Source organism: Streptomyces alkaliphilus (genome assembly GCF_014141535.1).
Classification (GTDB): Bacteria; Actinomycetota; Actinomycetes; order Streptomycetales; family Streptomycetaceae; genus Streptomyces; species Streptomyces alkaliphilus.
Genome location: NZ_VKHT01000040.1, coordinates 1 through 13,994, shown reverse-complemented (window position 1 = coordinate 13,994; position 13,994 = coordinate 1). Strand labels below are relative to the sequence as shown.

Here is a 13,994-nt window from a genome sequence, read left to right as displayed (position 1 = left end):
GGGGGAGGGCAGGCGACTGATGGCGGCCGTCGCCGGGCGGGCGCGGGAGCGCGACCTGCACGGAATCCGCCTGACCTGCCGCAACGGCCTGGGCCTGGAGCGCTTCTACGAGGCGTGCGGCTACAAGGAGATCGGCCGGGCCCCGGCGGCCATCCGGGTCGCCGAGGGCGAGTACCGGGACGAGACCACGTTCTGGTTGCCGTTGCGCTGAGGCCCGCGGGCCCCGGGGCCTGTTCCCGATCCGCCCGCCGACCGGTCGGCGAAACGGGCGAAGCGGTGCATACGCGGGGGTCGGTGCCGAACCGCTCGGGCCGGATGTTTCACTGGAGGGGACCGATGAGCGGACGTCCCCCTCCGGACGTCCCGGAAAGGCAGTGACCCGGCCGTGACCCGCCCCCAGCACGCGATGCTCCGCTACACCGCCCTGCGCCTCGGCATCTTCGCCGCCTGCCTGGTCCTGGTCACCGGGCTCTCATGGGTGGGTCTGATCCCCGCCGGGATCGGCGAGTCCCAGCCGTTCTGGCTGGTGGCCCTGGCCATCCTGATCTCCGCGCCGCTCAGCTACGTCCTGCTGCGCCGGCAGCGGGAGGCGATGTCGGAGCAGGTCATCGACGGTGTCGGCCGGGCGAAGCGGCGCCTGCGGGCCAACCAGACGATGGAGGACGGTCCGGAGGACCGCCCCCGCGACGTCGCCACCGGCCGCGGCTGATCCGGCCGCGGGTGCCCCGGGCCCCCGACCGCCCCGGACGGGGGGTCGCCGGCCGGGCGTGCCCTCCCGGGGGGTGACGTCCCGGAGGCCCGCTGCCGGTCGGTCGCCCGACACCTCGCGGTGGTGCGAGCCGCCGCCGAACCCGGTGGAACCCGGCGGGGACGGCGCCCGGGCACCGGTGGGGAGGCGTCATCGGATCGGCAGGGCGGCCAGGTAGCCAGTGAGGTTTTGGCGGGTTTCGGGGACGCTGTCGCCGCCGAACTTCTCGGCGACGGCGTCGGCCAGCACCAGGGCGACCATGGCCTCGGCGACGATCCCGGCGGCCGGGACGGCGCACACGTCGGAACGCTGGTGGTGGGCCCTGGCGGCCTCCCCTGTGGCGATGTCGACGGTGGCCAGCGCCTTCGGGACGGTGGCGATGGGTTTCATCGCGGCCCGCATGCGCAGCGGCTCGCCGGTGGAGACGCCGCCTTCAATCGCTCCGGAGCGCGCGGTGGACCGGCGGAGGCCGCCGGCTCCGGGGACGATTTCGTCGTGGGCCCGGGAGCCGGGCACCCGGGCCAGTTCGAAGCCGTCGCCCACCTCCACGCCCTTGATGGCCTGGATGCCCATCAGGGCACCGGCCAGCCGGGCGTCCAGCCGCCGGTCCCAGTGCACGTGCGAACCCAGTCCCACCGGCAGGCCGTAGGCCAGCACCTCCACCACCCCGCCCAGGGTCTCACCGTTCTTGCGCGCCCGGTCGACCTCGGCGACCATCGCCCCGCTCGCGGACCTGTCCGCGCAGCGCACCGGATCCGCGTCGATCCGGGTGACGTCCGCGGGCACGGGCCGCACTCCGTCGGGGGCCTTGGCCGTGCCGAGTTCCACGACATGGGAGAGGACGCGAATCCCGGCAATCGCGTCGAGGTAGGACGTGGCGACGGCGCCCAGCGCGACCCGGGCCGCGGTCTCGCGGGCCGAGGCGCGCTCCAGGATCGGGCGGGCCTCGGTGAAACCGTACTTCTGCATCCCGGCCAGGTCGGCGTGGCCGGGCCGGGGGCGGGTCAGCGGAGCGTTACGGGCCAGGGCGGTGAGCACGGCCGGATCCACCGCATCGGCCGCCATCACCTGCTCCCACTTGGGCCACTCGGTGTTGCCCACCATGACGGCGACGGGTGAGCCGAGGGTCAGGCCGTGCCGGACACCACCGAGGAAGGTGACCTCGTCGCGCTCGAACTTCATCCGGGCTCCCCGCCCGTACCCCAGGCGTCGGCGAGCCAGCGCGTCGGCCACCAGTTCCGTGGTGACCGGCACTCCCGCCGGCAGACCCTCCAGGGTGGCCACCAGAGCGGGACCGTGGGACTCTCCGGCCGTGAGCCAGCGCAACCTGCTCAACTCCCGACTCCTTCCGTGAGGTCGTGGGACCCGTGCAGCCACTTCACACGGTCGTGCAGCTCCTGTTCCGAGAAGGAGGAGAGCAAGGTGTTGCGGGCCCGGGCCGCCTGGCCCGCGGCGTGGTAGAGCCGGCTGCCGATCTCCCGGGCGACCAGCTGAGTCCTCGCCGTACGGTCCCGGCGCCGCGCCGTGTACTTCTCCAGCCGCTGCGCCATGTCCCGGGCCACATCCCGCCCGTCGCCCTCGAGCAGTTCGCCGAGCACGACGGCGTCCTCCAGCGCCATGCAGGCACCCTGCGCGGCGTACTGCAGCATGGGATGCGCGGCATCCCCCAGCAGCGCGACCCGGCCGTCCGTCCATACGTCGACCGGGTCCCGGTCGCAGAGCACCCAGGTCTTCCACTCCCCACCGAGTTCCAACAACCTCCGGGCCGAGTCGCTGAGTCCGGGGAACTCATCGAGCACGTGGGAGTGCTCAACCGGGAGGCCGACCACGGCCTCCGTCGCCCCGTCGTCCCGGGTCGCGGCGAGGTTGAGGAACTCGCCGCCACCGATCGGATAGTGCACGAAGTGCCATCCGGGGCCGGCCCACAGGGTGACGCGGTTCCAGCGGAGCTCCTCGGGAACCAGCGACATCGGGATCACCGAGCGGTAGATGGTGTGTCCGGACACCCGCGGTTCCCCGTCGCCCACCAACTGGCGGCGGACCGCCGAGCGGATGCCGTCCGCGCCGATCAGCGCGGCCCCGGTGAAGCGCTCTCCCCCTTCGGTGACGGCGGTGACCTCGGCGGCCGTCTGCTCGTACCAGGCGACCGACCGGCCCGGCAGCAGTTCGATGCCGTCCGCCGCCCGGCAGGCGTTCAGCAGCGGTTGATACAGGTCACCGCGGTGCACCACCGCGTACGGGTTGCCGAACCGCTCGCGGTATTCACCGGTGAGCGGCATTCGGACGACCGACTCCCCGCTGACCGCGTCCATGAACTGCAGCTCTTCGATGAAGACGGCCCGGTCGCGAACCCGACGCCCCACCCCGAGGCGGTCCAGGGCGTGAAAGGCGTTCGGCGCCAGTTGGATGCCCGCGCCCAACTCGGTGAACTCCTCCCGGCGCTCCAGCACCGTGACCCGGTGTCCTCGCGCGGTGAGGCCGAGGGCCGCCGCCAGTCCGCCGATGCCGCCTCCGGCGATGAGTATCCGCGTTGTCTCCGTCATCTTTCCCCACTCCCATCCGTCTGCTCTCATCGGCTCGATCCGGGCAACGCCCGGGTCCCCGGACACCGGACGGTGGTCCGGCCCGGTGGTCCCGGCGACACCGGCGCGGCGGCGACCGTGACCCGCCACCGGGCGGGGCGGCCGGTGGCCCGTACGACGAGCGGTGGGTCGCCGATGCCCCGGGGTCGTCGAAGCCGTGCGTCCGGTGCGTTCCGCCGACCGGCGCCCGCCGGTCGGGTGTCGAATCCGCGGTTGCCTCCGGATCGCCCCCGGACGTGGGGATCCGGAGAGTGGGGACGAACACGGAGCCGGTGGACCGCGTGCCGGGGTCGGGCGGTTCGAGGTGACCGGCAGCGGCAGTGCCGACGGCGTCGAGGGCGGGCGTGCCGGCGGTATCGACCGACCATCGGTCGGGTCCGGCCCACCGCGGACCCGACGTGCTGTTGCTCGGATGATTGCTCACCGGGGGTCGGACTCCCTCCACGGAGCGGGTGACGGGGAGCGCGGGGGTGTCGGTCGGCACGGAGCCGATGAACGCCTCGGCCGGGGTCAGGACTCCCAAACCAGTCCCCGCCCGGCCAGGCGGGGATCGGTGAAGACGCCCTCGACGGTGGCCTCCACGTCGAAGACCGCCCGTTGGACGGGAGGGCGGCCGATCAGCTCCGCGGCCCGGGCCGGGAGCGGCCGGGCGGCGGCCTCGGCCGATTCCCACAGCAGCAGCGCGCCCCACCGCTCGGTTCCCGGGTCCGAGATCCAGACCTTCAGTCGCAGACCGGGCACGTCGCCGAACCGATCCACCGCCTCATCCCGCAGGAATTCCCGGAGCGAGGCGATGGTCCGGCCGGTGCCCGCGAGCTCCCACCAGACGACTACCGCGTGCATGTGCGCACCACTCCGAGCAGCAACGAGCCGAGGATGTCCGGCCCGTTCCGGGTGAGCACCGACTCGGCGTGGAACTGCATCGAGGCGAAGCCCTGTCCCCGCAGGGCGTGCACCTCGTGCGTCATCGGGTCGCGGCTGACGTCCACGATGCCGTGCTCCCCGCACTCCACCTTGTCCTCCCGGGACAGGGCGACGAAGGTGTTGTAGAAGCCCACCCGCTCGCGGTCGCCGAACAGCTCGATCTCCCGTCGCAATCCCTGGTTGGGGACGGCGCAGCGGACCAGGGGGAAGCCCAGCAGGGTGGCCAGCACCTGGTGACTGAGGCAGACGGCGAGGAACGGCCTGCGTTCGTCCAGCAATTGGGAGATGTCCATGCGCAGTCGGGCGATCTTCCGGTGGCCGGTCTCCCGGGGATCACCCGGACCCGGCCCCATGACGGTCAGATCGTGATCGTCGAGGTCGTGGGGCTCGTCGAAGCGGCGGACGGTGACCCGCAGCCCCAGGGCCGACAGCTGATGGCCGATCATGGAGGTGAAGGTGTCCTCGGCGTCGACGACCAGGACGCTGCGCCCCGCGAGTTCGGCGGCCGGCTCGGCGTGTGCGTCCGGCCCGCGCAGCCAGAACCCGGAGATGTCGTGGTTGCGCTCCTCCAGCGCGGTGCGCACCCGGTGGTGGCCGGCGAACCGGCGGATCTCCCCCCGGCCGGGTTCGGCCGGGGCGGTCAGGGCCGACAGCAGCCCCGCCGCCTTGGCGCGGGTCTCGGCCACCTCCCCGTGGGGGTCGGAGTGCCGCACGAGTGTGGCTCCGACGCCGATGCGGAGCCGGCCGCCCCGGTCGATGTCGGCTGTGCGGATGAGGATGGCCGAGTCCATGGTGCGGCCGCCGGCCGCGTCCCGTCCGATCAGAGCCATGACGCCGCTGTAGTACCCGCGGCCCTCCGGCTCGTACCGGGCGATCACCTTGGCGGCGCTCTCCAGCGGACTGCCGGTGACCGTGGGGGCGAACATGGTCTCGCGCAGGATCTCCCGCACCTCCCGCGAGGTCTCCCCCTCGATGAAGTACTCGGTGTGGGCCAGCCGGGCCATCTCCTTCAGCAGCGGGCCGGTGACACGGCCGCCACCCGCGCAGATGCGGGCCATCATCTTCAGCTCTTCGTCGACGACCATGTACAGCTCGTCGGCTTCCTTGCGGTCCGCGAGGAACTCCAGGACGCCGGGCAGGTCGGGGCCGGATGTCGGGTGCCGGTAGGTGCCGCTGATCGGGTTCATCACGGCAGTGCCGCCGTACAGGCTGACATGTTGTTCCGGGCTGGCGCCGACGAAGGTGCGGTCCCCGGTGTGCACGACGAACGTCCAGTACGCCCCGGACTCGCCGTGCAGCAGCCGCCGGAAGAAGGAGAGCGCGGCGGTGTGCGTGTAGTGGCTGATCTCGGCCACGAAGGAGCGTCGGATGACGAAGTTGGCGCCCTCACCGCGTCCGATCTCGCGGTCGATGACATCCCGGACGATGGCGGCGTACTCGTCGTCGTCGATGTCGAAGTGTTCGTCGGTGAGGGTGACGGGCTCGTCCGGCAGCCACTCCAGGGCCTGGTTCAGGGGCAGCGCGCCCTGCTCCACGACGCTCATGGTGATCAGCGGTTCGCCGTCGTCGGTGGCGGCGAACCCCCGCTCGGCCATCTGTCGGTAGGGGACGAGCACCAGTGCCTCGTGGTGTCCGCCGGCGCCGGGCGGGTCGGGCAGGGGGATCCCGGCCAGCGTCGTGGACCGGGTGACCTCCCCCAGCAGTACCTCCAGGGTGTCCCGGCCCGCCCTCTCGGGGCGGTGCAGCAGCGCGTAGGGTCCCGGATGCCCACCGATCACCCGATCGAGCAGCCGACGGCCCGTGTCGTTCGTCTCCCGGCTCATACGCCGACCCCGTCCCGAACCGGGACCGTCGGTGCGGGCGGCCCGGTCAGCTCGGCCAGCAGCGACGCGGTGGTGCCGACCACCGCGCAGCGCTCCGCGGCGTACTCCACCGCCATGTGGTGCCGGGCAACGGAGAAGTCGGCGATCGCGTCGGCCACGAGGAAGACCTGGATGTCGTTGGTGAATGCCTCCACCGCGGTCATCAGCACTCCCACGTGCGCGTACACACCGCACAGGATGAGCTGGTCGCGACCCAGCTCTCGCAGGTGCTCCAGCAGCCCGGAGTTGAAGAAGGCGCTGTACCGCCATTTGGTGAACACCCTGTCCTCGGGGCCCGGCCGCAGCTCCGGGATCACCTCGCGGTCCCGGGGGGACACCTGCATGCCGGGACCCCAGAAGTCCTTGAGCAGACCGCGCTGCTCGGGGGTCATGCCGCCGGGCTGGGCGGAATAGGCCACCGGGACACCGAGCCGGGCGCACCCCTCGCGCAGCAGCGAGGCGTTGGCGGTCAGTTCCCGGCCGGGGGACTCCCCGGTCGGGAAGGCGCGCATGAAGAAGCGCTGCATGTCGTGGACGAGCAGGACCGCTCGGTCGGGGTCGGCCACCCAGCGCGCGGTGTTGGCCGGGAGGTCGCCCTCGGTGGGCATGGGGTAGGGATCGATGGGTGGAATTCCAACCATGGTGGTCCTCTCACGGGTGAGTCGGTGCGCCGGCGGGCGGCAGCGGGTCCCGGGGCGGGGGTCAGCGGCCGAGGGCGGCGCCGCCGTCGACGGTGAGGCTGTGCAGGGTGATGTGGGACGCCCGGTCCGACAGCAGGAAGGCGACGGCCTCGGCGATGTCCCGGGGCCGGGCGAGCCTGCCGAGCGGGATGCCCACCCGGAAGGCGGAGGAGACGCCCTCGATCGTGGCGCGTTCCCCGCTGTCGTCCTGCCACATGGAGGTGAGCATCGGGGTGGTGGTGGAGCCGGGCGCCACCAGGTTGCAGCGGATGCCGTGGCCGGCCACCTCCAGGCCGAGGCTCCGGGTGAACATGGTGGCGGCGGCCTTGGAGGCCGCGTAGGCGGACATCCCGACCCGTGGGGTCCCGGCCGCGTTGGAGGCGACGGTGACCAGCGCGCCTCTGCGACGCGTCACCATTCGGGAGACCACCGCTCGGGAGACGAAGAAGACTCCGGTGGCGTTGACGGCGAAGGTGCTCGCCCAGTCCTCGTCGGTGAGTTCGACGGCCTCGCCGAGCCGTAGCACGCCGGCCGCGTTGACCAGGTAGTCCACCGGGCCCAACCGCTGTTCCACGCCCTCCACCAGACGATCCACGGCCGCCGAGTCCGTCACATCGCAGGGGAAGGCGTCGACGTGTCCGCCGGAGGCGCGCTGATCCGCGACGGTGTCGGTCAGGGACCGCTCCTCCCGGTCCACGGCGGCGACCCTCGTGCCGCGCTCGGCCAGGACGCGCACGATCTCCGCGCCGATCCCCCGGGCGGCTCCGGTGACCAGGGCGACTCTGTTCTCCATGTTCTCCATGGCGTCCGCCTCCGCCGCTCAGCCGAGCCAGGCCGAGGCCACCGTGATGGCCTGCTGGGGGTTGAGCCTCGGGTCGCAGAAACTCAGGTACTTACCACCGGCCTTGTGCAGGCGGTTCTCGTCCGCCACGCACTCGGTGACGTCGTCGGGGGTGGTCTCCAGGTGCAGGCCACCCGCCGTACCGCCCGCCGAGCGGACCGCCTTCCGGAACTCCACGACCTCCCGGACCAGGGTCGTCACCAGACGGGTCTTGACCCCCTCGGGACCGTTGACGGTGTTGCCGTGCATCGGGTCGCAGAGCCAGACCACCGGGTGCCCGGCCTCGCGGACGGCGCCGACCAACGCGGGGAGCCGGTCGCCGACCTTGTCGGCGCCCATGCGGGAGATCAGGGTGAGTCGCCCCGGAACCCGTTCCGGGTCGAGCCGCTCGCACAGCGCCAGCAGCTCCTCGGGGGTCATCGTGGGACCCACCTTGCAGGCCACCGGGTTCGACACGGCGGCCAGCAGGGCGACATGGGCGCCCTCCACGTGCCGGGTTCGCTCCCCGATCCAGGGCCAGTGGGTCGAGGTCAACAGCAGTCCGCCGTCCTCGCGGGCGCGCAGCATCGGCAGTTCGTAGTCCAGCAGCAGGGCCTCATGGCTGGTCCACACCGGGCTGTCGGGCCGGGGACTCCCGGAGCCCCAGCCGAGGTGCCCGACCACCTCGCGGGCCATTCGGTAGCCGGTGAGCATCCGGGTGGGGTCCGGTATGCGCAACTGCGGGTCGGGCTCGGGCGCGTTCACCGCATGGCCCCGGTAGACCGGCAGTTCGACACCACCGATGATCTCGGTGGGTTTGGAACGCGGTTTGCCGTACTGCCCGGCGATCCTTCCGACGCGCAGCACCGGCCGGTGCGAGGTCATGCGCATCACCCCGGCCAGCACGTCCAGCAGCCCGGCCTTGCGGGCCACGTCCTCCGCGGAACTCTCCGCCCAGTCCTCGGCGCAGTCCCCGGCCTGGATGATCTGGACGCGTCCGGCGGCGGCCTCGGCGAGAAGGCCGGCGAGGGCGTCGGTCCCGGGCGCGTCGACGAGCGGCGGCAGGGACGCCAGCTCCGCCGTGACCCCGGGAAGTTCGTCGTGCTCCTGCCAATCCGGCTGCTGTACCGCCGGTAAGTTACGGAGGAACTCCTGGACACCGTTCACGTGATCCCCTCCAACGACGACAGACCGCCGCGCTTCTCCGGCGGTACTCGCCGACTCTCGCCGAGGATTTCCGGATGCGGGAAGCCGGATCCCGGAACTACGTCAGAAGTCGAGATTTTTCCGAGGCGACTTGACGTGGTCTTCATCATTCGATTGCCACGCTGTCGGGACCGCCCCCACACTCGACCCGGTCATTCATCGGCCGATCTTTCCCGGTCGACAGCACTCTGGGCGGAGCCATGTGATGAGCTTTGAGGAACAGTGGAGAAAGAAGGTGGTTCACGTCCCCCCGGGGGAGGGGCCGAGCCGCTGGGCGTTCGGTGACAAATACACGATCAAATCCGGTGAGCACAACACCGGTGGTCACTTCTTCATGATGGAGGCGCTGGTTCCGCCGGGCGGCGGGCCGCCGCCCCACATCCACCATCGGGAGGAGGAGGCGTTCTACGTCCTCGAGGGCGACGTCAGTCTGTTCGACGGCATGGAGCGACTGAGGCTGAGCAGCGGTTCCTTCGTGCATGTGCCCCGGGGCAGCGTCCACTCCTTCAAGAACGAGACCGAAGAGGATGCGAAGCTGCTGATCATGTTCCTTCCCGGAGGAAAGGACAATTTCTTCCTCGGGGCCGGTGTTTCGGCGGATGATGGGGCTCCTCCACCCCCGGCCGAGCAGTATGAGCTGGACGTGGAACGCGCATTGCGCGTGGCCGCGGAATTCGGTGACGAATACATCAGCTGAACGGGCCGGAAGTCGGGCCGCCCCCCGGTGCCCCACGGAGCGGGCTGAACGGCGGGAAAACATCGAAAGGCTGGAGTCGCATATGTCGGCAACGTCGGGTCTCATCGACATACACCACCACGCCATCCCGCCGGCTTACGCGGCGGCGCTTCGGGGACGGGTGGCCATTCCCGGAGTGGACTATCCGAGCTGGTCCCCGGAGGAGAGCCTGGCGGTCATGGACCGGCACGGTATCGAGGCGGCGGTGCTCTCCATCACCGCTCCCGGAGTGACCTTTCTGGAGGGACCGGACGCCCGGCGGATGGCCCGCGAGGTGAACGAGTACTTCGCCGGGCTGATCCGTGCGCACCCCACCCGCTTCGGCGGGTTCGCCGTGTTGCCGCTGCCCGATGTGGCCGCGGCCGAGGAGGAACTCGCTTACGCCCTCGATGTGCTGGAACTCGACGGGGTCGGACTGCTCACCAGTTACGGGAACCGCTATCTGGGTGATCCCGCCTTCGAGTCGCTGTTGGCCGGGATCACCGAACGCGGGGTGGCGGTTCACGTACACCCCATGACCCCGCCCGCCAGGGATCTGGAGACCTTCGACCTGCCGCCGTCCCTGTACGAGTTCACCTTCGAGACCACCCGTACGGTGATGAGCCTGCTGTTCAACGGAGTGCTGGACCGGTTGCCGCGGCTTCGGCTGATCACCTCCCACGCCGGGGGCACGCTCCCGTTCCTGGCGCAGCGACTGACGTACGGGCCGACCATCGGCGCCCATCTGAAGGACCGGGCGCCCGCCGACCTGATCGGTTCGCTGGGCCGGCTGCACTACGACATCGCCATGTCCGCCACGGAGTTCGCCCTGCCGGCGCTGACCAGGCTGGCGGGCACCGACCACATCCTCTTCGGCAGCGACTTCCCCTTCATGCCCGCTGCACACACCACCGAGAACACCGAGGGTTTCCGCGCCCACGCCGGTTGGTCCGAAGAGGAGCGCGCCGCCATCGGGCGGACCAACGCGCTGCGGCTGCTCCCCGCTCTCGCGCAGCGGCTCGCAGCCGCCTGACCACGCTGCCCGCGACCACGTTCCGTTCACCGAAGTTCCCCGGTAAGAAAGGTTCCGCATCAGTGATGAGAGACGATTCCAAGAGCTCCTGGAGCCGTCGGCGGCTGCTGGGCGGCGCCGCGGCGACCGTCGGCGCGTCCGCCGTGGTCTCGGCGGGTGCCGGCAACGCCCTGGCGGCCGGCGTCGGCTCGCCCACCGATGGGACCGCCCGGCCGTGGCCGTCACCGACCCCCGAACTCAGGGCCACGGAGATAACCCCGTCCGACCCCCGCTACCAGGACCTGGTGCGCGGGATGAACCAGCGCTGGGTCGGCCGGCCCGAGTCGGTGCGGGTGGTGGGCTCCCCCGCGCAGGTCGTGGGCGTTGTCCGGGAAGCGGTGGCCCGGGACAAGAAGCTCACCGTGCGCAGCGGCGGCCACTGCTACGAGGACTTCGTGTTCAACCCCGGGACACAGATCGTCCTGGACATGTCCGAGATGACCTCGGTCTACTGGGACCAGCGGTTCCGGGCGTTCGCGGTGGAGGCCGGAGCCAAACTGCTGGACGTCTACGAGCGGCTGTTCAAGGGCTGGGGGGTCACGGTTCCCGGTGGCATGTGCTACTCGGTGGGCGTGGGCGGCCATGTCAGCGGCGGTGGCTGGGGCATGCTCGCCCGCGAGCACGGGCTGATCGTGGACCACCTGTACGCCGTGGAGGTGGTGGTGGCGGACGCGGAGGGGAACGTCCGCGCGGTGATCGCGACCCGGGAGGCCGACGACCCCAACCGCGAGCTGTGGTGGGCCCACACCGGTGGCGGCGGTGGAAACTTCGGGGTGATCACCCGCTACTGGTTCCGTTCCCCGGCCGCTACCGGCACCGCGCCCGAGGACGCTCTGGTCAAGCCGCCCGGCGAGGTCTTCCTGAGCGCCATCTCCTGGCCCTGGGAGCGGATGACCGAGCGGGCGTTCATCCGGCTGTCCCGCAACTTCGGGGACTGGCATGTGGCGAACATCCGTCCGGGCGGCCGGTATTCGGGCCTGATGAGCTTCCTCCAGCTCAACCACCGCTCGAATGGCGAGATCGGCCTGTTGACCCAGATGGACGCCACCGTGCCGGGTGCCCGACGATTGCTGGACGCCTTCCTGGACGCGGTCACCGATGGTGTGGACGTGCCGGTCGGGCCGGTCACCAGGGCGATGGGCGAGCACGGGCCGATGCCGGAATACTTCGAGCCCCGGCGGATGCCCTGGTTGCAGTCCGCCCGCTACCTGGGCACCACCAACTCCACCCTGGTGGACCCCACGCTGCGCGGCGACTACAAGTCGTCGTTCCACAAGCGGAACCTGGACGACGAGCAGTTCGCCACCATCCACAGGCACCTGACCCGTACCGAACCGGACAACCCCCGCGCCATGGTGTTGATCAGCTCCTACGGCGGTGCGGTCAACGCGGTGCGCCCGCAGGACACGGCGTACGCGCATCGGGATTCGGCCTTCAAGCTGCTCTTCCAGAGCTACTGGTCCGACCCGGCCGAGGACGGCACCAACATCACCTGGCTGCGGGAGCTGTACAAGGAGACCTACCGGCGGACCGGCGGGGTCCCCGTGCCGGACCGGGTGACCGACGGCTGCTACGTCAACTACGCCGACATCGATCTCAACGACCCGCGGTACAACACCTCGGGGGTGCCCTGGTACACGCTGTACTACGGCGCCAACTACCCCCGGTTGCAGCGGATCAAGGCCGCGTACGACCCGGCCGACCGGTTCCGCCACGGCCAGTCCATCCGCCTGCCGTAGCCATTCCGATGCCTTGCGCGTGAGCGGGCGGGTCCCCGGTACCCCGGGGGCCCGCCCGCTCCGCCGTCGGCCGGTCTCACCGCGCGGCGGGTTCCCCGAACCACCGGTGCAGCGCGTCGGTCAGGTTCCCCGGGTCGGCGGGGACATCCGCGGCACTCCACGCGGTGTAACCGTCGGGCCGGACCAGCAGGGCCGGGGCCGGCGGGGTGTCCGCCGTGGCGGTGACCACGGTGACGCGGTCCGACCACCCGGCCGCGGCCTCCCGCAGTTCGGCGCGGTTGTCCAGGTCCAGCAGCACCGGGCGTCCGGAGTGCAGCAGGGTGGCCAGACTCGTCTCGGAGGTCCCCGTCTTCAGCGGCAGGTCCGGGGCGAGCGAACCGGCCAGGCGGTCGCCGGGTACTCCCATGTCGTAGCGCACCGCCGTGCCGCTGATCATGCCGCTGAGGTACTCGTTGACCGAGGGCATGTGCATCAGTTCGGCGAACAGCTCGCGCAGGGCGTCCGTGCCGGGGTCGGGGTTCATCAGGGCGACCTGGGCACGGACGTTGTGGAGGACCATCGCCGCCACCGGGTGCCTCTCAGAGTGGTAGGTGTCCAGCAGTCCCCGGGGCGCCCGGCCATGGACCCGGGCGGCCAGTTTCCAGCCCAGGTTCACCGCGTCCTGCAGGCCGGTGTTCACGCCCTGGCCGCCCGCCGGGAAGTGGACGTGGGCGGCGTCGCCGGCGAGCAGTACCCGCCCGACCCGGTAGCGCTCGGCCTGCAGCGCCGCGTCGCTGAAGCGGGTGAGCCAGCGCGGATTGTCCATCGGCACCGGGTGGCCCGCGATCCGCTCCACCTCGTGGCGCAGTTCCTCCAGGGTCACCGGGGCGGAGCGGTCCGGATGCGGCCCGCGGAAGTCGTAGGTGCTGACCCGGCTGCGTCCCCAGGGGTTGAGCCAGACCAGCGTCCAACCGCGCGGGTTGCGCTGCCAGCCGGCGGGGGCGTGGTAGGGGTCGAGCAGTTCCACCTCGCCCATCAGCGCGCCCACCGTGGCGGGGGTGCCGGTGAAGTCGATGCCGCTGAGCTTGCGCACCGCGCTGCGGGCGCCGTCGCAGCCGACGACCCAGGCGGCGTCCACGGTGCGTTCCCGGCCGGTCGGATCGCGCACGGTGAGTGTCACATGGGTGTCGTGCTGGTGGAGGTCGACCACCTCGCTGCCCCGTTCGACGTGGGCGCCCAGGCCGGTGGCCCGACGGGCGAAGACCTGTTCGGCGTATGCCTGCGGGCTGCCGACCATGGCCGGTCCCTCGTGCACGACTGCTGAGAGGTCGAGCTCGAACATGCCGGCGAAGTGGAAGGGAATGGGACCGGACGAGTGTCCGGTGGTGCGGTGGGGGCCCGGCTGGACGGCTCCCAGCAGCCCTCGCCGGTGGAGCGTCTGGGCGGTCCTGGCGTGCAAGGTGCCGGCCTTGGACTCCCCGGAGGGCACGGGAAGCTTTTCCAGGACGGTGGTGCGGACGCCGTGCAGGGCCAGTTCGGCGGCGAGCAGCATGCCGACGGGACCGCCGCCGACCACGGCGACATCGATGTCCAGGGACACGGCAGGTACCTCCTACGGTGCGGGTGCGGGTGCGGGTGCGGCGAAGGGGCGCGCGGAGGGTGGGAGA

Annotated in this window: 12 protein-coding genes and 1 pseudogene; 5 read left to right on the top strand and 8 right to left on the bottom strand. The window is 71.4% G+C overall.

Annotation, left to right across the window (positions count from 1 at the left end; genetic code table 11):
- Positions 1-211 (top strand): annotated as a pseudogene (locus FNQ90_RS02950) (GNAT family N-acetyltransferase); the annotation flags it as partial.
- Between the two features lie 174 nt (positions 212-385).
- Positions 386-709 carry a DUF4229 domain-containing protein gene (locus FNQ90_RS02945; RefSeq protein WP_323379749.1) on the top strand — a complete coding sequence of 108 codons (324 nt, stop codon included), beginning with the start codon at positions 386-388 and terminating at the stop codon, positions 707-709.
- Positions 710-898: 189 nt separating this feature from the next.
- On the opposite strand, the gene aroC is transcribed toward FNQ90_RS02945, so the two are convergent.
- The 7 genes from aroC to FNQ90_RS02910 all read right to left on the bottom strand — a co-directional run bounded on the left by aroC (position 899) and on the right by FNQ90_RS02910 (position 8,783).
- Entirely contained in the window at positions 899-2,083 is a 1,185-nt protein-coding gene (gene aroC, locus FNQ90_RS02940; protein WP_182604814.1) for a chorismate synthase, read from the bottom strand.
- Positions 2,080-3,291 (bottom strand): 3-hydroxybenzoate 6-monooxygenase, encoded by a 1,212-nt coding sequence (locus tag FNQ90_RS02935; RefSeq protein WP_182604813.1) that lies wholly within the window; start codon positions 3,289-3,291, stop codon positions 2,080-2,082. The genes aroC and FNQ90_RS02935 overlap by 4 nt, the downstream gene beginning before the upstream one ends.
- A gap of 549 nt (positions 3,292-3,840) precedes the next feature.
- Entirely contained in the window at positions 3,841-4,173 is a 333-nt protein-coding gene (locus FNQ90_RS02930; RefSeq protein ID WP_182604812.1) for a hypothetical protein, read from the bottom strand.
- Positions 4,161-6,077 carry an anthranilate synthase family protein gene (locus FNQ90_RS02925; RefSeq protein WP_182604811.1) on the bottom strand — a complete coding sequence of 639 codons (1,917 nt, stop codon included), beginning with the start codon at positions 6,075-6,077 and terminating at the stop codon, positions 4,161-4,163. Before FNQ90_RS02925 ends, FNQ90_RS02930 begins: the two co-directional genes overlap by 13 nt.
- A complete protein-coding gene (locus tag FNQ90_RS02920) occupies positions 6,074-6,757 on the bottom strand; it encodes an isochorismatase family protein (protein WP_182604810.1) in 684 nt (227 codons plus the stop codon). Before FNQ90_RS02920 ends, FNQ90_RS02925 begins: the two co-directional genes overlap by 4 nt.
- Positions 6,758-6,818: 61 nt before the next feature.
- Positions 6,819-7,589 carry a 2,3-dihydro-2,3-dihydroxybenzoate dehydrogenase gene (locus FNQ90_RS02915; protein ID WP_182604809.1) on the bottom strand — a complete coding sequence of 257 codons (771 nt, stop codon included), beginning with the start codon at positions 7,587-7,589 and terminating at the stop codon, positions 6,819-6,821.
- Positions 7,590-7,616: 27 nt separating this feature from the next.
- On the bottom strand, positions 7,617-8,783 hold the full coding sequence (locus FNQ90_RS02910) for a 3-deoxy-7-phosphoheptulonate synthase (protein WP_182604808.1): 1,167 nt from the start codon (positions 8,781-8,783) through the stop codon (positions 7,617-7,619).
- Positions 8,784-9,027: 244 nt separating this feature from the next.
- Between FNQ90_RS02910 and FNQ90_RS02905 the strand changes: the two genes are divergently transcribed.
- The 3 genes from FNQ90_RS02905 to FNQ90_RS02895 all read left to right on the top strand — a co-directional run bounded on the left by FNQ90_RS02905 (position 9,028) and on the right by FNQ90_RS02895 (position 12,348).
- A complete protein-coding gene (locus tag FNQ90_RS02905) occupies positions 9,028-9,519 on the top strand; it encodes a cupin domain-containing protein (RefSeq protein WP_182604807.1) in 492 nt (163 codons plus the stop codon).
- 82 nt (positions 9,520-9,601) lie between these two features.
- Entirely contained in the window at positions 9,602-10,570 is a 969-nt protein-coding gene (locus FNQ90_RS02900) for an amidohydrolase family protein (protein ID WP_182604806.1), read from the top strand.
- Between the two features lie 65 nt (positions 10,571-10,635).
- Positions 10,636-12,348 carry an FAD-binding oxidoreductase gene (locus tag FNQ90_RS02895; RefSeq protein WP_182604805.1) on the top strand — a complete coding sequence of 571 codons (1,713 nt, stop codon included), beginning with the start codon at positions 10,636-10,638 and terminating at the stop codon, positions 12,346-12,348.
- A gap of 76 nt (positions 12,349-12,424) precedes the next feature.
- Here FNQ90_RS02895 and FNQ90_RS02890 read toward each other — a convergent pair whose 3' ends face one another.
- Positions 12,425-13,927 (bottom strand): FAD-dependent monooxygenase, encoded by a 1,503-nt coding sequence (locus tag FNQ90_RS02890; RefSeq protein ID WP_182604804.1) that lies wholly within the window; start codon positions 13,925-13,927, stop codon positions 12,425-12,427.
- Between the last annotated feature and the right edge of the window lie 67 nt (positions 13,928-13,994).